We start from the raw sequence: 26,031 nt of genomic DNA, 5'->3' as shown, positions 1-26,031 counted from the left end.
AGCAATCATGCTACAGAACAGAGGTTTTCTCAAGTCACAAAGTGTGTTCAGGTCAACTAAATTAGAGTGCTAGTTTTTCGTTTTCTTGAATCTCTGCAACTGTTAATGCAGTCATATTCACTAAACGGCGAGTTGTCGCTGTTGGCGTTAATATATGAACAGGTTTTGCAGCACCCAAAAGAATTGGGCCAATTGTCACGTTACTACCTGAAGTTGATTTCAACAAGTTGAACGAAATGTTCGCTGCATCTAGATTAGGCATAATCAGCAAGTTCGCAGAACCTTTAAAACGTGAGTTCGGGTATGCGAAATGACGAATATTTTCATCCAGTGCGGCATCACCATGCATTTCACCTTCAACTTCAAGTTCAGGTGCAATTTCTGACAAAATATCATAAACCTTACGCATTTTTTGTGCGCTAGGATCATTTTGGTCAGAACCGAAACTTGAGTGAGAAAGCAATGCTACACGCGGCGTAATACCAAAACGGCGTACTTCTTCAGCCGCTAAAATAGTCATTTCAGCAAGCTGTTCAGCTGTTGGATTACGGTTAATGTAAGTATCGGCAATAAACAAGTTACGGTCTTCAAGCATCAATGCATTCAGCGTGAAGAAATTATTGCGGCCTTCTTTTAGACCAATCACATTGCTGACGAAGTCTAAGTGAATGTCGTAGCTAGAATAAGTACCACATAGCATACCGTCAGCCACACCATGACGAACCAGCATTGCAGCGATCAGGGTAGAGCGACGACGTGCTTCACGCTGAGCGTATTCAGGTGTTACACCTTTACGTTGCATGATGCTGTAGTAATCGTCAGCAAACTTATCGTAATCAGGGTTTTTCTCTTGATCGACGATAGTGATGTTCACGCCGTCTTCAAGACGTAGACCTAATTTTTTGATGTTTGCTTCAATGACTGCAGGACGACCGACAAGAATTGGTTTTGCTAAACCTTCATCAACAGCAATTTGCACCGCGCGAAGTACACGCAAATCTTCACCTTCAGCATATGCAATGCGTTTCGGATCAGTTTTCGCTTGCGCAAAAATTGGTTTCATCATGAATGCAGAGTTATAAACAAACTCAGACAAACGTTGACGATATGCAGAGAAGTCTTGAATCGGACGAGTTGCAACACCAGAATCCATCGCTGCTTGTGCAATTGCAGGTGCAATTTCAAGAATCAAACGTTGATCTAATGGGCGCGGAATCAGGTAATCACGACCAAATGAAGCAGATTTTTCACCATACGATGCAGCATCAGCTTCGACATGCGCCATGCGAGCAATCGCATGTACACAAGCAATCTTCATCTCTTCATTAATCGTAGTTGCGCCAACATCTAGTGCACCACGGAAGATATAAGGGAAGCAAAGGGCATTGTTTACTTGGTTTGGATAGTCTGAACGGCCAGTTGCCATAATCACGTCTGGACGTGCTTCATGTGCATGTTCAGGAAGAATTTCAGGGTCTGGGTTAGCAAGGGCAAAGATAATCGGATCTTTCGCCATGACTTTAACCATTTCTTTGGTCAAAATACCTGCTGCAGAAAGACCAAGGAACATGTCAGCACCTTCCATTACATCAGCAAGCTGAGAGCCTTCGATGTCCTGAACGTATGCCTTTTTCGACTCATCCAAGCCTTCACGTTTAGTCGTCAATAAACCGCGTGAATCTGCCACAACGATGTTTTCTTTTTTCACGCCAAGTGCGCAAAGTAAGTTCAAACATGAAAGGGCAGCAGCACCTGCGCCAGAAGCGACAATTTTGATTTCTTCAATTTTTTTGCCATTGAGTTGAAGTGCATTCAGTAATGCAGAACCCACAATGATCGATGTACCGTGTTGGTCATCATGGAACACAGGAATATTCATGCGTTCACGAAGTTTTTGCTCGATGTAGAAACACTCTGGGGCCTTGATGTCTTCAAGGTTGATACCACCGAAAGTAGGTTCTAATGCTGCAACGATATCTACGATTTTGTCTGGATCATTTTCAGCAATTTCAATGTCAAAAACATCAACACCAGCGAATTTTTTGAATAGAACGCCTTTACCTTCCATAACAGGTTTTGACGCTAGAGGACCAATGTTACCTAAGCCCAGTACGGCTGTACCGTTACTGACTACAGCAACAAGATTACCGCGCGCTGTGTAAAGTGCAGCAGTAGATGGGTCGCGTTCAATTTCTAAACAAGGTGCAGCGACACCTGGCGAGTATGCGAGGGCTAAATCGTGTTGGTTGACCAATTGTTTGCTTGGTGTAACGCTGATTTTCCCCGGAGTTGGAAATTCGTGATAATACAAAGCCTGCTGTTTTAAAGATTGATCGTCCATCTGTATCTCGATTGTGTTTTGTTTATCCAATATAAAGCTGAAATGCTTGCTTTATCCGCTTGAATATAACATTAGTTGCACAGTTGGGACAGTCGAAGTTGCGTCTTTTTTAGACAATCTTATAGCTCAGGCATAGTGACTTATATTAAGTATGTATAAGCAGGTGAAGAGATATTATTTTCTAGGAACACGGTTGCCTCTTCTTGTGGCAATGGCTTAGAGAAAAAATAGCCTTGAGCAATATCACATTCTAAGTCTTGTAGGTACTGTAACTGTTGTTCAGTTTCAATCCCTTCAGCGACTACCGTCATGCCCATCGCTTTGCCCATGGCAATCATGGCACTGACGATGGCCAATTGTTTATTTTCACCAATTTTAGAGATAAAACTGCGGTCTATTTTTAAGATATCAATTGGGAAATCAGCTAAATAGGACAGTGATGAGTAGCCCGTACCAAAGTCATCAAGTGAAATATTGATTTTACGTTTTTTGATTTCATTCAACAGTTCACGTACTGAATCTAGATTTTCGACCAAAGAGGATTCAGTAATTTCCAGTTCCAGACTAGCACCATCAATTTGATTGGCATCTATCGCTTCATCGAGATCATTTAACAATTGTCCGCGTCGCAGTTGCTGCGCGACAATATTGACGGATACACAAATATTTTGATAACCCAAATTGTTCCAAAAACGAATTTGCTGTGCAGTTTTTTGCAGGACAAAACGCCCGATATCCGAAATTAAACTGGTTTGTTCTGCTAAAGGAATAAATAAGCCCGGCGGTATTAAGCCTTTTTCAGGATGATTCCAACGTACTAAGGCTTCAAAACCATAAATATTTTTATCACGGAAATTGATCTTCGGTTGGTAATACACCACCAACTCATTATTTTGAATGGCTTTACGCAAGTCTCGTTCCAAGAAGATCCCTTGCTCTAATAATGCGGTATTTTCATTGGAATAATAACGTGTGGTATTGCCACCCAAATTTTTTGCTTCGCTCAGCGCTTGTTCTGCACAATTATTTAGATAATCTAGCTGACGGCCATGCTCAGGGTAGAACGCGACGCCCATCGATAAAGTGATGACATGATCTTGACCAAAAATATTAAATGGAATGCTAAAGGCTTTATTGATGCGTTCACAATGCTCTTGCACAGAAGGGCGGATGTGTGAAATTTCATACACTATCGCAAAATCATCGCCATTTAAGTGTGCGACAAACAGAGCTTCGGTATTGGTTAGACGTAAACGCTGTGCGACTTGGCGTAACAGTTCGTCACCACCATTGTTGCTGAGATATTCATTTAATGGACGGAAACGGTCGATGTTTAAACGAATAACGGCCAACTGTTTAATCGAATCTTGCTGCGAAACTAAATATTGGTGCAGTTGATAGTTGTAATAAAAACGGTTAGGTAAATCTGTTAAGGTGTCATAGTTTTCTAAATAAGATAAACGTTGTTCTTGCAATTTACGTTCGGTTAAGTCTGAAACAATCCCGATATAATGGGTGACGCGGTTTTGATCATCGGTAATGGCATTAATATGCATCCACAGCGTCAGTTCTTTACCTGAAAGAAATTTTTCGTGCAATTCACCATCATATTCACCAATTTTCAGCACTTGTTTAATGATCGAGTAGTGCATACTGCGTTGAATTGATTTGTAATTCGCTGTGATATCAAAAAGATGTTTGCCAATAATTTGGTCGTAGTTAAATCCGGTTAATTGTTCGTAAAACGGATTGACTTCGATATAGCACAGTTCTTCATTTAAAATGAAAATTCCTTCAGCGGCTTGTTCGAGTACACTAGCTGCAAGTTTTAAACGTTCTTGTGATGTCCGTTCTTGATGGATATCACGTCGAATACCGACCATGCGCAATGGCTTACGATTATCTGGATCGCGTTGAATGACCCGTCCAATATCATGTACCCAACTCCATTTTCCTTGACTGTTTTGAATCCGATAGGTGGCCTCATAACGGTCTTTAAATCCACGTAGATGTTGAATCATTGCCGACTTAAAATGAGGGATATCATCAGGATGGATCACATGTTGTAACTGTTGCTGATGCTCTTTCGAATGTCTAAGGGTTTTTTCTTGCTTATAGTTGGTGACAACGATTTTACGATCCTTGATATTCCAATCCCAAGGACGTAAACCTGCAATTTCATGTGCAAGGACTAAATTGGCCTGTTGGTTTTCTAAATCCTTGTTCATTTGCTCAATGTCGAAGGTCCGTTCTTTGACTTTTTGTTCAAGGATTTGGTTACCTAGTTGTAATTGTAATTCGATGTCACGTGATTTGTTGACTTCATCTTGGAGCTGCTGACACAGTTCATCAGTCCATTTGACTTGTTGCTTGGCACTATCAACCAGTAGGTTGTTTTTTGCATGTAAGGTCGACACACGACGGTGAATCCGATATGACGTCATGGCGCACATTAGAATCACAATGAGCCCAAAATTAATACTCAGGCTAAATAAGTGATTTGAACTATCTAAGAAAAAGAACTGTGCAATCAGATAGGGCACGATAGACGGGATAAAGGCTAAACAAAAATAATTGAGTTTTTGCGTTAAATAGGTCAAACCAAAGGTTTGCGTCACGATCAATAGTAAGGCGGAGAGCGTTAAGGCCTGAATCGGTTCAAAGCTTTGATTGGTCGCAGGTAAATAGTAAAAAATTAAAAAGATACCGCTCGCAATAAGCGTACCGACTGAAAAACACTGAAATTGTAGCCAACGATGCGCAATCATCAGTGAATATTGTTCAGGTTTAAAATAAACGGTGCTAATCAGCCAGCATAAACTGACAAAAACTTCGGTAAAAATAAACCAAATATTGAAATATAAAGATGGTGATTTATAAAAAATTTGATATATCGAAAAAATATATAAGCAAATAATCAGAATACTGACTAAAAAATAGCGGCTATGGCGAATCGTGTTCGCAATTTGAGCAGTATGATTGTACTGCTTGATATATTCATCTTGTTTATACGTCATGAATATAAAAACCCTGCCTTAACCAAATTTAGATCGTTGTATTTGTATTGTTCCTGAGAGCATTTGTTTATTCTTAGTAACAAATCATTTGTTTTTATTGACTCTAGGGTAATTGCGTTACAAATAAAAAGCAATATCAAGGATGCCATCATTGATGCTTTCAGATGAACCATCGAGTAAAAATTAAATAAATTTATAATTTAAAATTGAAAGTGCAACTACAGGTGCAGTTTCTGTGCGAAGGACACGTTCACCGATACACCAGTTCACAAAACCTTTCTCATTTGCGGCGCTGATCTCGGCTTCGCTCAAGCCACCTTCAGGGCCTATCAGTAAGGCAAATTGTGGGTCAGCATCAGCTAATACATCAACTTCATCTTTATTGGGTGCGAGTACCAATTTTGTTGTCGGTAGGTCACTTTCCAACCATTTTTCAAGGGAAAGAGGCGGAAGTACTTTAGGAACAATGTTGAGTCCACACTGTTCGCAAGCAGCAATAGCAATGCCTTGCCAATGGTCAAGTTTCTTTTGATCACGATCGTACTTCAAACGCATCTCACAACGTTCTGAAGTGAGTAGTTGAATTTCAGAAACACCGAGTTCCACCGCTTTTTGAATCGCATAATCCATGCGGTCGCCTTTGCTCATCACTTGACCCAATAGTGCCGTAAAATGTGGTGTGCGATTGCTTGGATTGAATTGCAAAACTTGGACGGCAGCCGACTTTTTAGCGATTTCAACCAATTCAACATGGTATTCGCCACCTTGCCCATTGAACAAAGTGGCGGTTTCGCCCACTTGAGCACGTAAAACTTTTACCCAGTGATGAAACACTGTTTCCGTTAATTCAACAGTCGTATCAACAGTTAAATCAGCTTCAATATAAAAACGTGGCATTAAAGTTTTACTCTCAAATAGGTCGAAATGTCTTATGCTAGACCGAGGTCTTTCACAAGTTGGCGTGTAGGGTCAGTGGTGTTCATGGTATAGAAGTGCAAGCTTGGCGCACCGCCAGCAATCAGGCGTTCGCAAAGTTTTACAATCACTTCATGACCAAAGGCTTTGATTGACGCTGTATCGTCGCCATAAGTCGCAAGCTGTTTGCGAATCCAACGTGGAATTTCTGCACCTGTACCATCAGCAAAGCGAATTAAATTACTTGCATTGGTAATAGGCATGATGCCTGGAGCGACAGGAATGTTCACGCCTTCTTTTTGAATGCGTTCTACAAAGTAGAAGTAGGCATCTGGATTGAAGAAGAACTGTGTGAGTGCTGCGTTAGCGCCCGCATTGGCTTTATCACAGAAACGTTTGATGTCGAGATCAAAGCTGTCTGCTTGCGGATGCATTTCAGGGTAAGCAGCCACTTCAATTTTGAAGTGATCGCCAGTGTGCTCACGAATGAAACTTACAAGATCAGTTGCATAAGGCAATTCGCCCAAGCCCACCTGACCAGACGGCAAGTCACCGCGCAGCGCAACAATGCGGTCAATACCTTGTGATTTATACAAATCTAGCAATTTAGCAATACGTTCTTTGCTGTCACCGATACAAGACAGGTGAGGAGCAACTGGCGTGCCTTTGCCGTTGAAATCGTTCAATGTAGACAAAGTACGTTCACGGGTAGAACCGCCTGCACCATAAGTCACAGAGAAAAATTCAGGATTTAATAATTGTAGTTCTTGGTGTACAACTTTAAGTTTTTCCGCGCCCGCATCAGTTTTGGTCGGGAAGAACTCAAAGGAAATAGGAATCTGTTTTGACATGTTCAAATCCTTTTTTATAAATACTTTTATTTAAAAAAAATCCCCTCATCCTAACCTTCTCCCAGAGGGAGAAGGGACTTCCATTATGAAAGTAATAGTGATTTGGAGTTAACATCAAATTTGCTTTCACAATGAAGAGTTCCCTCTCTTGCGCTGAGCTTCAAAGCAGTGCTTGAAGCACGCTCAGGAGAGGGTTAGGAAGAGGTATTTATAAAACTTAGTATTTATAAGCCTCAGCTTTGAACGGGCCTTCAACTTGAACACCGAGGTAATCCGCTTGTTCTTGAGTCAAAGTCGTCAATACGCCACCGAAACCTGCAACCATTGCAGCAGCAACTTCTTCGTCTAATTTCTTAGGAATAAGTTCTACGCGGATTGCAGCTTGTTTTTGATCTTCTGGAAGATCAGCAAATTTTTCAGCGAACAAGTGCATTTGACCCAATACTTGGTTAGCAAAAGAACCATCCATAATACGCGATGGGTGACCAGTTGCGTTACCAAGGTTCACCAAACGACCTTCCGAAAGAAGGATTAAGTAATCGTTTTCATTTTCTGTACGATACACTTGGTGAACTTGTGGCTTCACTTCAACCCACTTGTAACCGCGTAGGTAGTTTGTATCGATTTCAGTGTCGAAGTGACCGATGTTACAAACTACAGCGCCAGCTTTTAATGAATCAAGCATTGCTGCGTCACATACGTGGTAGTTACCAGTCGTTGTTACGATCAAGTCAGTATTTTGAAGAAGGTCAAGGTTGATGTCTTCTTTCTTGCCAGTTTGAATGCCATTTTTATACGGAGCAACAACTTCGAAACCGTCCATGCATGCTTGCATTGCGCAGATTGGGTCAACTTCAGTTACACGTACAATCATGCCTTCTTGACGAAGTGATTGAGCAGAACCTTTACCTACGTCGCCATAACCGATCACAAGCGCACGGCGGCCAGATAAAAGCATATCTGTACCACGTTTGATGGCATCATTTAGAGAGTGACGGCAACCGTATTTGTTGTCGTTTTTAGACTTAGTTACAGAGTCGTTTACGTTAATCGCTGGAACTTTTAAAGTACCGTCGCGGTGCATTTCGTAAAGACGTTGAACACCTGTAGTGGTTTCTTCAGTAATACCGTGGATTTTAGCAATTACTTCTGGGTATTTTTCGTGAACAAGTGCAGTTAAGTCACCGCCATCGTCCAGAATCATGTTGGCATCCCAAGGTGTACCGTTCACATTGATTTGCTGTTCAAGACACCACATGTATTCTTCTTCAGTTTCGCCTTTCCAAGCAAATACTGGAATACCCGCAGCAGCGATTGCAGCAGCAGCGTGGTCTTGAGTAGAGAAGATGTTGCACGAAGTCCAGCGAACTTCTGCGCCCAATTCAACTAGAGTTTCAATTAAAACTGCAGTTTGAATGGTCATGTGGATACAGCCTAGGATTTTCGCGCCAGCAAGCGGTTTAGCAGCTGCATAGCGTTTACGAAGGCCAATAAGCGCTGGCATTTCTGCTTCAGCAAGTTTGATTTCTTTACGGCCGTAGTCAGCTAGTGAAATATCGGCAACTTTGTAATCTGTAAATGAAGCATTAACCGCGTTCATCACGATCTCCTTAATAAAAACAATTGATCATTCAGTTCGCGGATGCCGTTGTTGATTGGAACGAGTGTCCAACCGAATCGTCGAGCCTAGCGATCTTATATTTAGTGCCTATAAGAAAGTCGCAGCATCCCTCGACTAGCGGTGTATTGTACTTGGAAATAGAGTGAGTTCCAATCAAAAATTGGTTAATATGTAGATGAATAATCTGATAATAAAAAGATAATAACGTACATATCATGAATATATTAAAATTTAATATTTTCCTAGTTTTACTCGTATCTTCACAAGCTGTCTCAGCAAGGCGAGGCGACTTTTCACCACAAGATATTTTTTTTTCTGCCTTTAATTTTGATTGGGGTTTTATCCTTATTTAAATTTTCAGGCTTTATTGAAAATTATACGAAAGGCTTAAATTTAACCCTTAGAGTAGTCATAAAAGCAGTGAGTTTTATTATTTTGATTGGCATCATTGCCCTTATAATTATCGGGATAGGGCTAATTTCTGAGTATATTCCTGAAAAATGGTCGATGATATTCTAGTGCAATTTTAAATATAAAAAATTGGAAGCTAATAATGAAAAAATTAACTGCATTCATATGCTTGTGTTTTTCAGCACTAACATATGCCAACGATTCAACAGGCTACGTGGCAACAGGCGGTGTGCAATACCTGAAAAATAAAGATATTCAAATGTTCAGTGAAGACCTGTTTATTAGTAAAAAAATCATCAAGGTCGATTACCAGTTCAAAAATTTAAGCAATAAAGATGTGACTGAAACGGTCTTATTTCCGCTGCCAAAAGTTGAAAACTTCTTTGAATCTGATTTTGCCAATACTGAAAAATTGCTAAAAAGTTTTAAAGTTCAGGTGAATGGAAAAACGATTCAGCCTGAAATGCATGTGCGCACTTTTATTCAAAAAGATGAAAAAACAGCCCCGATTGATATGACGGAGAGTTTTAAGCAATGCGGGTTTACGGAAAAAGACATGCTGAATCCGTGGAGCAGGCAAGATGATGAATATGAAACATTCGAGACAAAGCTCAGAAACTGTAAAAATGCAGCGCTGCAAAAAGTATTGCCCAATGATTCGAGTGAAGAAATTTCATGGTCATCTCAGGTGATTTACAGCTGGAAGCAAACCTTTAAAGCCAATGCGCTCACACGTGTACAGCATCAATATGCACCGCTGGTGGGCGGGTCTGTGGCTTTATATCCTGATGAATATAATCAAAGTTATTGTATGGATCAAAAGTTTAAGGCAGGACTCAGAAAGGCCAAATCACAGCATGCACCATTTCAAGCGCTGGGCTATATCTTAAAAACAGGCGCCAATTGGGCAAAGCCTATTCAAGATTTTAAGCTGACTATTGAGCGGGATGCTAACGAACTGGTTTCTTTTTGCTGGGCAGGAAAAGTGAAGAAAATCAGCGCTACGCAGTTTCAAATGGTTGAAAAGAATTTTGTGCCCAAACAAGATTTGGACATTATTTTTGTGAGTAAACGTCCGTCATAAGACACAATCCAGCAAGAGATATAACCAAAGTAATGAGCCTAGAAAAATTTAAATCATATGCTGCATATTTCTTGGGAATGTGTGCCTGTTTATATGGTTGTTATACTTTTTTCTATGAAAATGACAAATGGCATTTGTTGCTGTTTTCAATAATGTTGTACGGCTTGCTGTATGCAGTATTTAGATTTATCAGCAAAAAATCATGGAGCTGGTTGTGTCATGGCCTCAGTTTTATTGTTTTGTATAGCACTGTTTTAGCCATATTTTTTAGTTCAAGTTTTTTACAAATTAAAGAATTTCAACTGACTCATCCCAACTGGATTTTGGCAGATCAGGTTCATATTAATCAAGTTGAAATTGATGATTATAGGCAAAGGCGTTCACTGCAATATGCGTATACGCGAGTGCAATACCAATACATGCTGAATGAGCAAATAAGTACAGGTGTTGCAGATAAACTTGACCCGCAATATATGCTTTGGTTTCTTGAAACGTCGCAGGATTTAAGAGTCAGAGCAGCACTCAAAACTGAGCATGCAATACATCAGCAGCAGTATTCAGTGTATGTAAATACTCAAAATCCGAATCAATCACAATTTTTTCTTAACCAAGACTATTTTGAACTTCGTAATTCAGGGTTTGCATGGCTGATTTACGGCCTTCAAATGCTGTCCTTGGTTTTAGTTCTTATCGTTGTCATTTTGCTGTGGGATGCCTTTTCTGATTCGAAAGAATCTAAGACCGCTAAAAAAGTAAGACTAAGCCTAAGGCAAAGGTGTAAAAAGCTAAACCTGATATGGAGTAAACATCTTCGTCCTAAAAAACTTCTGCACTAGGGATAAATTTTTTTTGATGCGGCATAACTATGTTTATAAAAATTGCCGTACAAATCGCGCTGATTTGTTTATTATCACTGCAGATTTAAGTTGTGAGTTCTTATTATGTCTTTGGAAATGCCTGAAGAATTAGCCAATCTTGAAGCCAATGGCGGCATTTTTGCAGTATGGATGCTGTTGCAGCACTTAGGTATAGATGCAGACATTCAGCAGCTCATCGAAGTTTGCGCTTATGAAGCTGGCCATGGCACAACAACCATTGGTTTGGCTGTAGGACTGAAAAAGTTTGGCTTTCTAGTAAAGTTTTACACAGAGCATGATCCTGAGCTGCAAGACAGTGAAAAACGCAGCTATGCAGAAGCGGATCAATTGGAACTGCCTATATTACCTGCAATTGGCTATGCACAAATCCAGCAGGCTTTTGAACAAAATCAGTTTGTGATTGTCTATTACGACACCCTAGACGGAGTGGGGAATCATTCCTTGGTGTATGACATTGATGAGACAGAGATCAGTTTCTTTGACAGCTTTGATGCCATGCCAGCAGACGTATTTGAACAGCAGCGTGGTGCGGAAGGCATTTGCCGACAAGTCATTACTGTTGACGTAAATAGCTATGTAGCGAGCTGAGCCATTTTGTTAAAAGCAAAAAGCCCATCATGAGATGGGCTTTATTTTTTAGAAAATAATTGGATTACTGCTCAGCCACATTGGCTTTTTCATTCCAAAAATCTGCTTTTTCTTCATCGGCGTCGATGCCTAATCCATTGGCATAAATAAAAGCCAAATCACGCATGGCCTGAACTTCACCTAATTTTGCAGATTGTTCAACCAGTTCAATGGATTTAGCGACATCTTTTTCCACCACATCGCCGCGACGGTAAAAATTGGCCAATTCTAAAATAGCAGCAGGATGGTCATGCTTCGCCGCTTGTTCTAACCAGCGGTGCGCATGTTCAAAATAGGTTTTAGATTCTTCCGGATCTTCTTCGAGCATATCTTTGGCATAGACTGCATAGCCTTCACCCAGCCAATACATTGCTTCTACATGACCTAACTGAGCTGCTTTGAGTGCCCATTCTTCAGCAAGTTCAACATGCTCATCATTTTCACTTTGCATATAAATTTCAGCCAGTTTAAATTGAGCATCTTTATTGCCTGCCATAGCGCGGTTATATAAAGCAGGAGAGATTGAAAGTTCAGACATGTGTAATCCAAAAGAGCAGAATAGGCATAGCCTAATCGGTTGGCATGAAAAAAGCCAATCCGAAGATTGGCTTTCAATGTTTAGAGATCGTTGTCTAAAGAATTAAAATTTCAATAACACTGCAGACAATACAAATATGACAACTAATGCACCAATAATTTTCCAAAAATACTCAGCGATGTAACTAATACATAGCCCGACAAATAAAGCCGCAATGGTCAGCGCGCCAAACCAATAACTGATGTTATTGCTCGGCGTGCCAAGTGAGAGGCAAAGTAGTAAGGCGATGATCAATAGCACCCAGCCGACTAACGTGGCTAACCGTGTTTGGCCCACACTTAACTCTTTGCTGTAGAACTGCTTTTGATGTTTTGACATGCTGCTTGCCAAGGCAAAAAAACCTAAGCTACTCAGTGTCCAAATCAGGAGAAAGAACATCATGCTTCAACCTCCTTTGTGCCACGTGCTTTTTTAACAGGCAGCCCTTTATGCTTTTTCACTTTGTAAAATGAATAGGCAAACAAGATAGCCAAAAGCCACATTGCAAGATCAAAGGATGCAATCATCCATTGGCCATTTGCCATGGTATTCCAAAGCGGTTGACCACCAGTCATGAAGTTTACAATCGGCAGTAAGGCAAAAATTGCTGTGGCAAAAGCTAAAAGTTCTAGCCACGCTTGACGATGCGTACGGAACATCGCATAAACGAGCGTCAGTAGCCAAACAATAAAGAAACTACGAATTTCTAATTCCGAACGGTTTTCAAGTTGTGCGGGAATAAAACGGTTGGCATAGAAAAATGCTGCGCAGGCAATCGGCAAACCAATAATCGCTGCAATATTGGTCACTTCAACCGTGCGGTAGCCAAATGATTTAAAGCCTTGTTTTTGCTGTTGCGGCGCACGTTTTACACACCACAGAATGAGACCTGTAGCGACCATCAGTGTGCCTACAATCCCTGAAATAAACAGCAGCCAACGTAGTGCTAAATCTACACCGCGTGCTTCATGTAGCGTGGTCACTACATTGTAAATACCCATCGGTACAGAAGGGTGCTTTAACTTGGCACTTTCGTCAGTTAAGTCTTTGCCAGTTACGCCATCAAATTGTTTGCTTGCATAGACATTTCGATACGCGACACTTTCACCATGTAAGGCACGTAGCTCAATTTTAGCTTGGTCTGTATTCGGTGCAATGATGCTAACGGTACTAATCGGATTGTTTTTCCATTCAGTCTGAACCGCAGTCACGATTGGCGCTAAGTTGGTCAACGGCGCAGCAACGACAGGTTGCTCTTCACGTTTAGAGCGACGATCTCCTCGACCTTCACCACGGCCCTCAGCACGATTTTCGCCTTGGTTTTGCGCAGAATTGGCACGGGCTTGCTGTGGGCGTTCGCCACGTTCTTCGCGTCCTTGGGCAGATTCACGTCCTTCAGGTTTATTTTCTTGAACTAGGGCACGATTTTGTTCTTGTAAAAATTGTCCCCGGTTTTCATAAATACGCTCAATCCCCCAAGGCATGATCGTAAATAACAGCAGCAACAGGCCACTAAAGGTGATCATGATGTGGAAGGGAAGCGCAAATACTGCGGTTGCATTATGTGCATCGAGCCAAGAACGTTGTCCTTTACCTGAACGGAAGGTAAAGAAATCTTTAAAGATTTTTTTATGAGTAATCACACCACTAATGATGGCAACTAACATCAACAGTGTCGCTATCCCGACAAACCATCGCGTCCACATACGTGGCATACCATAAAGTTCGAAATGGAAACGATAGAGAAAATTACCACCACGCGTATCGCGCGGCTCAAGCACTTCACCTGTAGCACTATCAATGTAGATTTGTTTACCACCACGGCGTGCGCGAGGGTCTTCACCTTGTTCACGAACGGTAATTAATGTGGCATTTTGACGCGTATTTGGCAGCAAAATATTCCAAGCACCTGCATTCGGATGATTTTGCTGTAAATAATTCAGTGCGACTTCAGTTTGTTGGACTTGTGAACTGGCTGGAACAGATTGATGCAGCTCAGGTGTCATCCAAACATTGATTTCATTTTTAAAGAAGCTTAGGGTCCCGGTCAGGAAAATTGCATACAGCAACCAACCTAAGATTAGGCTGGCCCATGTATGCAGCCAAGACATGGACTGGCGAGGTCCCTCTACTTTTGCATCAACACGCATTTTAGCTTCCCATCATCATGTAAATGGCATACAAACACACCGCAGGGATCACAATACCTAAAGTTGCTTTGAGGGTTTTATTCACCATAAAGACCCAAATAAATGCACAGCTCCACAGGATAAATGCAATTAAAGTTGCACTCATGGCTGCACTTCCACGGTCTTCGCTAAACACATCTGCGATTACGATGGCAGATAGCATCGCGACAACATATCCGCCCACTAAAGCGAGGGCAAAGCGATAGAAAATCATCAAGCGATAGGTCAATAGAGAGGGGGTATCTTTACGTGCTTTAGGCAGCGCAGATGTGAGGGGTGTCACGAGTGCCTCAGGTGGTGAGCTATTCATAAAATACTTAAGCGCTTGGAAATTGTATTAAAGTTAATCTAAATGATAACAATTATTATTAATAATTAGAATAATATATTCACAAATTTATTGATTTTTCAGCATGCTGAGTAGAAATTGATTTAAAAAGAGGGGAATTAAAGGCGAAAAAATAGCGACCGGAGTCGCTATTTTAGAATGCAAGAATGCTTAATTTTCTACATTATTGCTCTTGTTGAATGCCTGCAACTAACCAGTCTTGATCAGAACCCGCAGGTTTAACAAAATGCCATACTTCAGCAAATGGCTGTGGCAAACTATTTAAGTCTTCACTTACCGTACCTGTAAAACGCACACTTACAACGTATTGAACATTTTCGTTAGCAGAATCGACCACCATAGCATTTAAGTTAGAAAACTCAGCAACGTCTTCATCTTTATTCGCCATAATGTCGTTATACATAGACTGGTAAAGATCAGGCGTTAAGTAACGCTGAATTTCAGAAATGTTGCTTGCCGTATTCATCGATTGAATGTGGTTAAAACGCTGACGTGCAACACGTAAAAATGTTGCTGGCTCTGTACCATCAGGCAATTGATTGCCGCTGTTGGTATAGGCAGCACCAAAAGGCGCGTTCGTTGCTGCAGCTGCACCAAATGGAGCATTTGAAGCTGCTGAATTACCGCCTACAGAATTACCAAAAATATTCGTATTGTCATTACCTGCACGAGGTGCAGCATTTTGCTGGCCAAACGGTGCATTGTTTGCACCGCTGTTTGGCGCATACGGATTGTTAGTGGCTAGTTTTTTTTTTGCGCCCATCTTACGGAAAATGAAGAAGGCAACAGCAGCGGCAAGTAAAATCCAGATCCAGCCTGGAATACCACCTTTCTCTTCCTGTTGTTGAGCTTGCGCTTCAGAAGCTGCTTGACCGTTATTGTCATCGGCCATCGCATTTGCAGCGACAGCACCAATTGCAGCACCAGCCACACCAGCAGCAACCATTCCGCCCACATTCGAGCCAGATTTTGCTGGAGCGCCAGCAGTTGCATGCTGTTGAACAGGAGCAGATTGACGAGGTTGCTGATAAGACTGAGTTGGAGCAGCTTGACGGCTCATACCATGGCTTTTACCACCACCGGCACGTTTCGCTTCTGCAATCGGCGCTACCAAAAGGGCTGCTGTTAAAAGAGCAGTCATCAAACCACGCTGTCGAACTTCCATCAAATTTTCCTATATCTATATAAAGTTAAAATAGCCATCTAGTTATGCCGCCATTTGTACTGAATTTCAATAGAACATCGGTAAAAAATTGAAAATTCATTCAAAATAAACGATTCAGCGTGACTAAGATTCATCGGTCAGCGTAATTGCCTGACTCAACGCCTCATGTAAACGTGCGACAGAAATAATTTCTACACCTGAAATGGGTTTTTGCGGTGCATTACCACGCGGCAAAATAATGGTTTTAAACCCATGCTTAATGGCTTCTTTGAGTCGTTCCTGTCCATTGGGTACAGGACGGATTTCGCCTGAAAGGCCGACTTCACCAAATACTGCCAAATGCTGTGGCAGGGCTTTAGCTCTTAAGCTAGAGGCGCAGGCTAAAAGTACCGCAAGGTCAGAACCGGTTTCTGTGATTTTTAAACCACCCACGACATTGACATAGACATCTTGTCCTGCAGTTTGTACGCCACCATGACGGTGCATAACGGCTAAAAGCATGTTTAAACGGTTTTGTTCTAAACCTAAGGCCACGCGTCGAGGTTGTCCGTGCGCATCATCTACCAAAGCCTGAACTTCAACCAAAAGTGGACGTGTACCTTCACGGCTAATCATGACAATGGAACCCGGAATGGCTTCATCATAACGACTCAGGAAAATAGCGGATGGGTTTGATACCTCGCGCAGACCTTTATCGGTCATGCCAAATACACCAAGCTCGTTGACTGCACCAAAACGGTTTTTCACTGCACGAATCATACGGAAGCGCGAGTCAGACTGACCTTCAAAATACAAAACACAATCGACCATGTGCTCAAGCACGCGAGGGCCTGCCAAAGAACCTTCTTTCGTTACGTGACCGACAATAAACAATGCTGTGCCACTATTTTTGGCAAAGCGGGTCAGGAGTGCAGCCGATTCACGAATTTGCGAAACACCCCCCGGCGCAGACTGGAGTGTCTCGGTGTATAAGGTTTGGATCGAATCTAAAATGGCCACGGCAGGGCGTTCATGTGCCAATACTTCACAAATGCGCTCGACACAGGTTTCTGCCATGACTTTGAGTTGATCGGTCGGCAAATCTAGGCGCTGGGCACGTAGCGCCACTTGAGACAAGGATTCTTCACCAGTGACATATAAGGCAGAACTTTTACTCGCCGCCATATAGGTTGCAGTTTGTAGCAAAATAGTGGATTTACCAATGCCGGGGTCACCACCAATCAGCACAACTGAACCTGTGACAAGTCCACCGCCAAGCACACGGTCAAATTCACCAATACCTGTTGCCATTCGGGTTTCATGCGAAACAGAAACTTGATTTAAGGTGGTCACAGCAGCGGCTTGACCTGCATAGCCACCGCCCATTTTAGGCTGTGCACGGTGTGTAACGGCGGGTGCAATATTGACTTCGACTAATGAATTCCATTCACCACATTCGGTACATTGACCGGCCCATTTGGGATGATCAGCACCACATTGTTCACATCGATAGACATTTTTTGCTTTCGCCATAATATTTACTGTGCACAAACTCAAATTGAGTCACAGCATAGCGGTGAATACATCGAAAAACCAAGTTTTTATCGCATGAAATGACTGATGAAGGTCAATTGATGTCGTTTTATTTTCAATAGCTGCACTTTTACATAGTAAGCACTTTATAATAGCGCATTATATTTTTTGAAATGGGTCACCACATGACTGAACTATTACGACATATCGATGCCATCGCACGTGAAAAAAATCGTGATGTGTTATTTGTGCATTTTGAAGAATATGATCATCAACATCCTGAAAAAAATACGGTGCGTAATGATGTTATGCACTGGTTTGACCTGCAAAATATCGACTATTTCCCTTGTATGGGGCTAGAAGGTGAGTCTTTAATCGATAGTTATACAGGTGATTTATACCTTGACGTGCCTTTTGATGAAAGCAGCCCTGCATATAAAACCCTCAGTGAATACCTTGAAGATGAACAAGGGAACATGAAAATTCAGGGGGTATTGTTCTTTTCTTTATCTTTGGAAATTGCCCTAGAAATCGAAGCTGATCTGATGGAAGCCAGTGCTGTAGATTCTGAATATGCTGAAAATGAGTTTGGTGACCAATTTGGTGAAGGCTTTATTGAAGATGCTGAATCAGATCCAAAAGATGATGCAGCCAATGAAAGCAAGACGAAAAACGACAAATTCGATGATGGTCAAGTCGGTACGATTCAATAAGTAAATATCGATTTTCAGTCCGAATTAAAAAAGCCACGTGAATTCACGTGGCTTTTTGTTGAGCAGGATGGAGGGATTAGTACAACTCACCTGATTTACGACGTTCAATAAAATCTTTCGATTCTTTCACAATGATGCCTGAGAGCAATAACAGTGCAATACAGTTTGGTGCAGCCATCAAACCGTTAAAGGTATCGGCAAATAACCAAACGAGATCGAGTGTTACGACACAGCCAACAAAGACTGATGCGATGTAAATTAAGCGATAAATCAGTACTGACTTTTCACCTAAGAGGTATGTACAGCATTTTTCACCATAATAGCTCCAACCCAGAATGGTTGAATAAGCGAAGAAAATAATACCGAAAGTTACGACCCAACCACCGAAGCCCGGAAGTAGTTTGTCAAAAACACTAATCGTCAAAACTGCACCGGTTTGATCACCAAAGCTTTGTCCCGCCATGATGAAGCCCATCACAAGTACGATACCTGTAATAGAGCAAACAATGATGGTGTCTAAGAACGTACCTGTCATAGAGACAAGACCTTGACGTGCTGGGTGGTCAGTTTTTGCAGCCGCAGCGGCAATGGGTGCTGAGCCCATACCTGCTTCATTAGAGAATACACCACGTGCCACACCATAACGAATCGCAGCACCAATCGCACCACCCGCAGCAGCTTCGCCCGTAAATGCATAGCTAAAGATCATTTTTAGTGCAGGGATCACCAATTCAAGGTTGGTGAAAATAATGATTAAGCCACCCAATACATAACCTACAGCCATAATTGGAACAATAAATGAAGAGGCTTTAGAAATGGATTTGATGCCGCCTAAAATAACGAGTGCAGAGAATATGGTGATGACGATTGCAGTGGTGAGTGTGCTGATCCCTAAGCTGTTTTGCACAGCAAGCGCGACAGTATTGGACTGTACTGAGCTACCAATACCAAAGGATGCCAAAGTACCAAATAGGGCAAATACCACTGCCAACCATTTCCACTTAGGCCCAAGTCCACGTTCGATGTAATACATCGGACCACCGTTCATTTCGCCACTTTCATTTTTATGACGAAACTTTACAGCGAGTACACCTTCACCATATTTGGTTGCCATACCAAAGAGCGCGGTTATCCACATCCAAAACACTGCGCCCGGACCACCGAGCACACAAGCGGTGGCTACACCGGCAATATTACCTGTACCAATGGTGGCTGAAAGTGCGGTCATGAGTGAGGCAAAATGTGAAATATCGCCATCATGTTGATCTGCTTTAGGATGCTTGCCAAAGACTTGTTTGAATGCGAAAGGCAACATGCGAAATTGCCAGAAAAGCAGTCGGAAGGTGAGGAATACACCTGTTCCAACAATGAGGACCAACATGTATGGGCCCCAGACCCATCCACTGAGTGTTTCCATGATATTTTGAATTTCTTGCATAGTATCTTCTTCTTATCGGCCCTGAGTGAGTGAATGCTACATTTTTGATATCTGTAGCAATTGATATGCCATTGTTAGAAACTTCCATGATTTTTGGCATAAATTTTTATCGTTGGTAAAATATTTTTTGCATAAAATTTAAGTTATTACAAGTAAATTGTTGTTTTATTGGTCGCTTTAAAATGTGAACTGGCGCTAAGATTTTTATATATAAGAAAAATAAATTAACTTTGTCACTTAATCCGAAAATATAGATGATGAGAAATAATTTTGTATTTTCTGAAATTTTTACGTTAATTTGTCGCAATTGGAACGCGAAGTTGAATTAAATAATGTCAAATGAAATTCATGGATCGCACGCTGATAGCGGCGATTTGAAACGAAGCTTGTCCAACCGACACCTGCAATTGATTGCGATTGGTGGTGCGATTGGTACAGGTTTATTTATGGGGTCAGGAAAGACCATCAGTTTAGCTGGTCCGTCCATCCTTATTATCTATATGATTATTGGTTTTATGGTTTTCCTCGTCATGCGTGCATTAGGCGAGTTATTACTATCAAATCTTGAATATAAATCTTTTATCGATTTTGCAACCGACTTAATCGGGCCGTGGGCAGGTTATTTTGTGGGTTGGACCTATTGGCTGTGCTGGATCACTATAGGGATTGCTGATTTATCGGCCATCATTTATTACCTGCAATTCTTTAATGGAGGTAACCCGTTCTCGCCCGAAGAAGGGGTGATGATCAGTGTTGCCGCCATTGTATTTATCATGGGGTTAAACCTTGTTACGGTTAAACTTTTTGGTGAATTAGAGTTCTGGTTTGCACTGATTAAGATTATTGCAATCGTGGTGCTCATTGGTGTCGGTCTTTGGATGATCCTTACCGGTTTTACCTCATCGACAGGTGAAATCGCATCATTCACACATTTATGGTCACATGGTGGTCTATTCCCAACAGGAGTAACTGGCTTCTTGGCAGGTTTCCAAATCGCCATTTTTGCCTTTGTCGGCGTAGAACTCGTGGGTACTACGGCAGCAGAAACCAAAGATCCAGAACACAACTTGCCTAAAGCTGTGAACTCGATTCCGATTCGTATCATTATTTTCTATGTGCTGGCACTTGTGATTGTGATGTCCGTTACGCCATGGAATGCCATTGACCCAAGCATTTCACCATTCGTGAACTTGTTTAGCCAAGCCGGTATTGCTGCTGCTGCGATTATTATGAACTTGGTTGTGTTGTCATCAGTTATGTCATCGATGAATAGTGGTGTGTTCTCGACTTCACGTATGTTGTTTGGTTTATCTCGTGAAGAGCAAGGTCCAAAAGCGTTTGGCCGTCTAAACTCACGTGCAGTTCCGGCAAATGCGTTATATTTCTCGGCAGTTTGTTTGTTGTTAGGTGCTGCATTACAGTATTTCGTACCGAACACTGTTGAAGCCTTTACATTAGCAACCACACTTTCTACGATTTTATTTATCTGCGTATGGCTCATGATTATCTGGAGCTATATCGTTTACTATAAAACTCGTCCTGAGCTGCATGCGAAATCAACCTTTAAATTACCAGGTGGCTTATATACTTGCTGGCTTGTGATTATCTTCTTCATCGGCATGATTTATGTCTTGTCGCTAGAAGCAGATACCATGAAAGCGCTCATGGTGAGCCCAATTTGGTTCATCATTTTGATTATTGGTTATTTGGGTTTTTATAAGAAAAAGCACCATTAATTTACATTTTTGATCTGATGTAAAAACATAAATAGCTGTTCCTGAGGGGGCAGCTTTTTTATTTGGATATGGACTTATTTTAAGTTAAAACAGACTGTTTATTAGCGTTTCGATTTGTATTAAATAGCATTCAAATTGATATGCTATTTCAGTGAAATCAATAGCCTGATCGAGCTAGAAATAAAGACAAATAAGGATTGAAAATAGCACCATCAAAATTTGCTTAAATTTAGTGCAGAATGGCAAAAAGCTCACTTGGAATTACAGGGCTTTTCTTTTATCCGCGGGTTGATCACGTTATACTCGGAAAAATCTTTTCATTAGGTACGTTTATGTATCGTTTTATGAATTATAAAATTATTGTATTAGCAAGTGCTGTGCTGCTGACCGCTTGTGGTCAGTCTGGTGCATTGCATTTACCTTCAGATGCAAATGCAGATAAGCGCGCAAAATATCTGATTTATCCAGATACGCCTGCACAGCAAAAGCAGGAAAAACAAGCGGCTCCTGTTGCAACTGAATCGGAATCATCAAATTCTAACCCTACACCTTAATGCTTTTATAGAAAGGATACTTTCATGAGTTTCACCCGTACGAATGGGGTATTGCATGCAGAGCAATGTTCTTTACAACAGCTTGCACAGCAATATGGCACACCGCTTTATGTTTATTCAAAAGCTACTTTTGAAAAGCATTATTCAGATATGGATCGTGCATTTAGCTTTATCGACCATCAAATTTGTTTTGCGGTAAAGTCAAACTCTAATCTTGCGGTGTTAAACGTACTTGCCAAGCAGGGCGCTGGTTTTGATATCGTGACGGGTGGAGAACTCGCACGTGTGTTAAAAGCCGGTGGTGAAGCTTCTAAAATTGTATTCTCAGGTTTGGGTAAAACTGAAGCCGATATCCAAAAAGCATTGGACGTGGGTATTGCATGTTTTAACGTTGAATCACATGCAGAGTTGGATCGAATCCAAAAAGTTGCTGCTGCAATGGGTAAGAAAGCACCGATTTCATTGCGTGTAAATCCAGATGTGGATGCTAAAACCCATCCTTATATCTCTACGGGTTTAAAAGAAAATAAATTCGGTATTCCTTCAGACAGCGTTTTTGAAACTTATGCGTATGCGGCATCATTGCCAAATCTTGAGATTATCGGGATTGATTGTCATATCGGCTCACAGTTGACTGAAACTCAGCCTTTTGTTGATGCACTTGATCGTGTCATTGTGATGATTAATCAACTGAAAGAGATGGGGATTCAGCTGAAACACATTGATATTGGTGGTGGCTTAGGCGTAACGTACAAAGACGAAGTTCCGCCAACCGTTGAAGAATATGCTCAGGCAATGCGTCCGGCTTTAGAAAAATTAGGGCTTAAGGTGTATATGGAACCGGGGCGTAGTATTTCTGCAAATGCAGGTGTGTTGTTAACTAAAGTTGATTTACTCAAACCGACCAATCATCGTAATTTTGCCATTATTGATGCTGCTATGAACGACTTAATCCGACCTGCTTTATATGAAGCATGGATGGATATTCAGGAAGTAACGCCTCGTACTGATACAGAAAAGAAAGACTGGGATGTTGTTGGCGCGATTTGCGAAACTGGCGATTTCCTAGGAAAGCAACGTCAGTTGGCGATTCAAGAAAATGACGTGCTTGCAGTATTGGGTGCAGGTGCTTATGGTTTTGTCATGAGTTCAAACTACAACAGCCGCGGACGTGCTGCTGAAGTAATGGTTGACGGTGATCAGTCTCATTTGATTCGTGAGCGTGAAACCATCGAATCATTATGGGAACGTGAACGTTTATTGCCTTAAGGAGAAATTCGAGATGTTATTAGAATTTACCAAAATGCATGGCCTTGGCAATGACTTTATGGTGGTCGATCTGATTAGCCAACGAGCTTATTTAGATACAGTGACGATTCAGCGTTTGGCCGACCGTCATTTTGGTATTGGTTTTGATCAGCTTTTGATTGTAGAACCACCTGATTTACCCAATGTCGATTTTAAATATCGTATTTTTAATGCAGATGGTTCGGAAGTTGAACAATGCGGAAATGGCGTACGTTGTTTTGCGCGCTTTGTGCATGAACGTAAGTTGACCAGCAAAACCAAAATCAAAGTACAAACCAAGTCAGGTATCGTAGAGCCTGAATTAGGTGTAAATGGTTGGGTGCGCGTCAATATGGGTTATCCACGCTTTTTGCCGCATGAAATTCCATTTATTGCGGAAGAGCCTGAAAACTTATACGACATTACATTGGCGAATAATGAACAGCTCACCATTGATGTAGTGAGTATGGGTAATCCGCATGCAGTGACGATCGTTCCTGATGTCATTACTGCAGACGTCGCTAAAATTGGTCCACAAGTCGAATCGCATGAGCGTTTTCCACAGCGTGTAAATGCTGGTTTTATGCAAATTGTGGATGAGAAACATGCACGCTTACGTGTATTTGAACGTGGTGTCGGTGAAACGATGGCCTGTGGTACAGGTGCTTGTGCAGCGGCAGTATCAGGTATGCGTCGTGGTTTATTAGCCAATTCAGTCGAAATTGAGTTGGCAGGTGGTAAGCTACAGATTGAGTGGCAAGAAGGTGGTGTAGTCTGGATGACTGGACCAACTGCAACAGTTTACGAAGGACGCTTAGATTTAAGTTACTTCCAAGGTTAAAATCAAAGCCCTGATTCATTCAGGGCTTTTTTCATAAAATAAAAAGTGAATAAAAAATTATAATTCAATGGGATTGGAATCAACATGGAACAAATAAACGAAGAAATAAAAGAAGAAATCTTAGAACAACTTTTTCATAAAGCCTTACATGAACCCGCGTATCGACCCGAATTTTTAGCTCAGTTATTGGCAGCCAATGTGTATTGTGTGGGAACAACAGGGGGACGTGATTCACGTATTGCCGAAGATTTGATCTTGGATGAAGGCGACCGTATTCAATTGAAATCATGGGAAGATGAAACATATGATTGCGTCATTCCATTTTTTACGTCCTTGGAAAAAATGCGTTTAGCAATATCTGAAGAGGAGTCGTATATCCGGCTACCAACCAAGGCATTATTTGAAATGACTTTAGGAGCAAGGCTTGTATTGAATCCACAATCACCTGATGCGACGAAGGACTTTGTACCAGAAGAAATTCAACATTTGCTGAACGGGCAGTATATTCAGCCCTCAGAAAACTATGAAGTTACGGAAGATACGGAAGTTTTAATTGGTCAGCCGGCGGAATATCCGCAGTTTATGATTGATCAATTAAGCATTTTTTTCGGCACAGAGCGTGTGGTAAAAGCTGCTTATTTAGCGCAAATGCTGAATCAAGCTCGAGATGATTCACCGACTTTGTTGATCGGATTAGATTTAGAAGCAGGATTATCTGAACAACAAATTCAAGAATTGCACAGTAAAATTGATCGTATCACACAGGACAGTTTAAAAGAGCAATGCCCAGTGGATTTAATCCATGTCAATCCGCACAGTGTCGATGGTGTAGAAGGGTATTTGCTTAATGAAACGCAAGCTTTTTACCAACGTGTTGATGGTAAGCCTAAGGGGTTCTTTGCTAGACTCTTTTCATAAAACAGATATGTAAGATCGCTTTAGAGAACGTACCACAACGCTAAAGCACATGTTGAAATGGGAGAAGACAGGTGACGATGGATCAGAGTCAACTACTGGCTATGTGGTTGAAGGAACGTGAAATTCAAAATCAGTCTAAACATACCTTGCAAGCGTATGAGCGCGATGTCAGTGATTTTCTCCAATTTTGTACAATACGCAACTTGCCACTGCATGATGTCGAAAAGTCAGATCTGCGTGAATTTGTTGCTCATAAAGTGGAACAGTTTCAGCTCAGTCCAAGTAGTTTGCAGCGCATGTTATCTTCGATACGCCAATTTATGAAATGGGCAGAACAAGGAAATTATCTCAATTTTAATCCTGCAGATGATTTTCAGCTCAAACGCCAATCACGTCCTTTACCTGGATTGGTCGATATTGAAACCATTAAACAAATAATGGAACAGCCTGAGCCGGAAAGTGAAACTCAACGGCAGCTTTGGATACGTGATAAAGCGATTTTGGAGCTGCTCTATTCAAGTGGTTTACGTTTGGCTGAAGTGCAGGGCTTAACCATTCGAGATATTGATTTTAATCGCCAACTGTTACGTATTACGGGTAAAGGGAATAAAACGCGCATTGTACCTTTTGGTTCTAAAGCCAAAGAGGCTGTGATGCATTGGTTGCAATTATATCCTGCATGGCATGGTGATTTTGTCCCAGAAGCCCAAGTTTTTATCACTCAAAAAGGTAATCCACTGGGGGTAAGACAAATAGAAAATCGAGTTAAATTTCAAGCTCGACGTGCAGGTGTAAATGTCGATTTACATCCGCATTTATTACGACATTGCTTCGCTAGCCATATGTTGTCCAATAGCGGTGACTTGCGTGCTGTACAAGAAATGTTGGGTCATAGTAATTTAACCACTACACAAATTTATACCCATGTGGATTTTGATCGATTGGCACAAGTGTATGATCAGGCCCATCCAAGGGCACAGCATAAAGATTCGTAACAATTGCAAAAA

General features: G+C 41.4%; 21 protein-coding genes and 1 pseudogene. 10 read left to right on the top strand and 12 right to left on the bottom strand.

Annotated elements, in window-relative coordinates; genetic code table 11:
• Nucleotides 1-61: 61 nt before the first annotated feature.
• The 5 genes from FTT85_RS09445 to ahcY all read right to left on the bottom strand — a co-directional run bounded on the left by FTT85_RS09445 (nt 62) and on the right by ahcY (nt 8,724).
• On the bottom strand, nt 62-2,341 hold the full coding sequence (locus tag FTT85_RS09445; RefSeq protein WP_078192090.1) for an NADP-dependent malic enzyme: 2,280 nt from the start codon (nt 2,339-2,341) through the stop codon (nt 62-64).
• 140 nt (nt 2,342-2,481) lie between these two features.
• A complete protein-coding gene (locus FTT85_RS09440) occupies nt 2,482-5,358 on the bottom strand; it encodes an EAL domain-containing protein (protein ID WP_180183409.1) in 2,877 nt (958 codons plus the stop codon).
• A 183-nt stretch (nt 5,359-5,541) separates the two neighbouring features.
• Nucleotides 5,542-6,255 (bottom strand): 16S rRNA (uracil(1498)-N(3))-methyltransferase, encoded by a 714-nt coding sequence (locus FTT85_RS09435; protein ID WP_180183408.1) that lies wholly within the window; start codon nt 6,253-6,255, stop codon nt 5,542-5,544.
• 32 nt (nt 6,256-6,287) lie between these two features.
• A complete protein-coding gene (metF, locus tag FTT85_RS09430; RefSeq protein WP_180183407.1) occupies nt 6,288-7,124 on the bottom strand; it encodes a methylenetetrahydrofolate reductase [NAD(P)H] in 837 nt (278 codons plus the stop codon).
• Nucleotides 7,125-7,341: 217 nt separating this feature from the next.
• Nucleotides 7,342-8,724 (bottom strand): adenosylhomocysteinase, encoded by a 1,383-nt coding sequence (gene ahcY, locus FTT85_RS09425; protein WP_180008360.1) that lies wholly within the window; start codon nt 8,722-8,724, stop codon nt 7,342-7,344.
• Between the two features lie 574 nt (nt 8,725-9,298).
• Between ahcY and FTT85_RS09420 the strand changes: the two genes are divergently transcribed.
• The 3 genes from FTT85_RS09420 (at nt 9,299) to FTT85_RS09410 (ending at nt 11,706) form a co-directional block, all read left to right on the top strand.
• Nucleotides 9,299-10,240 carry a DUF4424 family protein gene (locus FTT85_RS09420; protein WP_180183406.1) on the top strand — a complete coding sequence of 314 codons (942 nt, stop codon included), beginning with the start codon at nt 9,299-9,301 and terminating at the stop codon, nt 10,238-10,240.
• 32 nt (nt 10,241-10,272) lie between these two features.
• Complete coding sequence (locus FTT85_RS09415) at nt 10,273-11,076, top strand: hypothetical protein (protein WP_180183405.1); 804 nt, start codon at nt 10,273-10,275, stop codon at nt 11,074-11,076.
• Nucleotides 11,077-11,181: 105 nt separating this feature from the next.
• On the top strand, nt 11,182-11,706 hold the full coding sequence (locus FTT85_RS09410) for a peptidase C39 (RefSeq protein WP_180183404.1): 525 nt from the start codon (nt 11,182-11,184) through the stop codon (nt 11,704-11,706).
• A gap of 64 nt (nt 11,707-11,770) precedes the next feature.
• Here the strand turns inward: FTT85_RS09410 and FTT85_RS09405 are convergent, their stop codons facing one another.
• From FTT85_RS09405 to radA, 6 genes are all read right to left on the bottom strand, one after another.
• Nucleotides 11,771-12,283, bottom strand: a complete 513-nt coding sequence (locus tag FTT85_RS09405) for a tetratricopeptide repeat protein (protein WP_180183403.1) — start codon at nt 12,281-12,283, stop codon at nt 11,771-11,773.
• Between the two features lie 102 nt (nt 12,284-12,385).
• Nucleotides 12,386-12,724: a DUF3325 family protein gene (locus FTT85_RS09400; protein ID WP_180183402.1), complete on the bottom strand. Its 339-nt coding sequence runs from the start codon at nt 12,722-12,724 to the stop codon at nt 12,386-12,388.
• Nucleotides 12,721-14,472 carry a PepSY domain-containing protein gene (locus FTT85_RS09395; RefSeq protein ID WP_180123747.1) on the bottom strand — a complete coding sequence of 584 codons (1,752 nt, stop codon included), beginning with the start codon at nt 14,470-14,472 and terminating at the stop codon, nt 12,721-12,723. Before FTT85_RS09395 ends, FTT85_RS09400 begins: the two co-directional genes overlap by 4 nt.
• Nucleotide 14,473: 1 nt before the next feature.
• The gene (locus FTT85_RS09390) at nt 14,474-14,821 is read right to left on the bottom strand and encodes a hypothetical protein (RefSeq protein ID WP_180123748.1); all 348 of its coding nucleotides are present in this window, start codon (nt 14,819-14,821) and stop codon (nt 14,474-14,476) included.
• Nucleotides 14,822-15,023: 202 nt separating this feature from the next.
• The gene (locus tag FTT85_RS09385) at nt 15,024-16,025 is read right to left on the bottom strand and encodes a Tim44 domain-containing protein (RefSeq protein WP_180183401.1); all 1,002 of its coding nucleotides are present in this window, start codon (nt 16,023-16,025) and stop codon (nt 15,024-15,026) included.
• Between the two features lie 123 nt (nt 16,026-16,148).
• Nucleotides 16,149-17,537 carry a DNA repair protein RadA gene (radA, locus tag FTT85_RS09380; protein WP_180183400.1) on the bottom strand — a complete coding sequence of 463 codons (1,389 nt, stop codon included), beginning with the start codon at nt 17,535-17,537 and terminating at the stop codon, nt 16,149-16,151.
• Between the two features lie 185 nt (nt 17,538-17,722).
• On the opposite strand from radA, the pseudogene FTT85_RS09375 reads away from it, so the two are divergent.
• Nucleotides 17,723-18,079, top strand: a pseudogene (locus FTT85_RS09375) (hypothetical protein); the annotation flags it as partial.
• Nucleotides 18,080-18,326: 247 nt separating this feature from the next.
• Here FTT85_RS09375 and FTT85_RS09370 read toward each other — a convergent pair.
• The gene (locus tag FTT85_RS09370; RefSeq protein ID WP_180183399.1) at nt 18,327-19,688 is read right to left on the bottom strand and encodes a sodium:alanine symporter family protein; all 1,362 of its coding nucleotides are present in this window, start codon (nt 19,686-19,688) and stop codon (nt 18,327-18,329) included.
• Between the two features lie 332 nt (nt 19,689-20,020).
• On the opposite strand from FTT85_RS09370, the gene FTT85_RS09365 reads away from it, so the two are divergent.
• The 6 genes from FTT85_RS09365 (at nt 20,021) to FTT85_RS09340 (ending at nt 26,019) form a co-directional block, all read left to right on the top strand.
• Entirely contained in the window at nt 20,021-21,424 is a 1,404-nt protein-coding gene (locus FTT85_RS09365; protein ID WP_180183398.1) for an amino acid permease, read from the top strand.
• A gap of 344 nt (nt 21,425-21,768) precedes the next feature.
• Nucleotides 21,769-21,978, top strand: coding sequence for a lipoprotein (locus FTT85_RS09360; RefSeq protein WP_372491094.1), 210 nt, complete (start codon nt 21,769-21,771; stop codon nt 21,976-21,978).
• Between the two features lie 24 nt (nt 21,979-22,002).
• Entirely contained in the window at nt 22,003-23,247 is a 1,245-nt protein-coding gene (gene lysA / locus FTT85_RS09355) for a diaminopimelate decarboxylase (RefSeq protein WP_180008336.1), read from the top strand.
• A 13-nt stretch (nt 23,248-23,260) separates the two neighbouring features.
• Nucleotides 23,261-24,106 carry a diaminopimelate epimerase gene (gene dapF / locus FTT85_RS09350; RefSeq protein WP_180039625.1) on the top strand — a complete coding sequence of 282 codons (846 nt, stop codon included), beginning with the start codon at nt 23,261-23,263 and terminating at the stop codon, nt 24,104-24,106.
• A gap of 84 nt (nt 24,107-24,190) precedes the next feature.
• Nucleotides 24,191-25,024 carry an enhanced serine sensitivity protein SseB C-terminal domain-containing protein gene (locus FTT85_RS09345; protein ID WP_180183397.1) on the top strand — a complete coding sequence of 278 codons (834 nt, stop codon included), beginning with the start codon at nt 24,191-24,193 and terminating at the stop codon, nt 25,022-25,024.
• 77 nt (nt 25,025-25,101) lie between these two features.
• Nucleotides 25,102-26,019, top strand: coding sequence for a tyrosine recombinase XerC (locus FTT85_RS09340; RefSeq protein WP_180026696.1), 918 nt, complete (start codon nt 25,102-25,104; stop codon nt 26,017-26,019).
• Nucleotides 26,020-26,031 lie beyond the last annotated feature (12 nt).

It is taken from the genome of Acinetobacter sp. YH01020, from assembly GCF_013420275.1.
GTDB classification, from domain to species: domain Bacteria; phylum Pseudomonadota; class Gammaproteobacteria; order Pseudomonadales; family Moraxellaceae; genus Acinetobacter; species Acinetobacter amyesii.
Note: the sequence above shows the minus strand (reverse complement) of the source record. Positions and strands in the feature narration are given on the sequence as shown.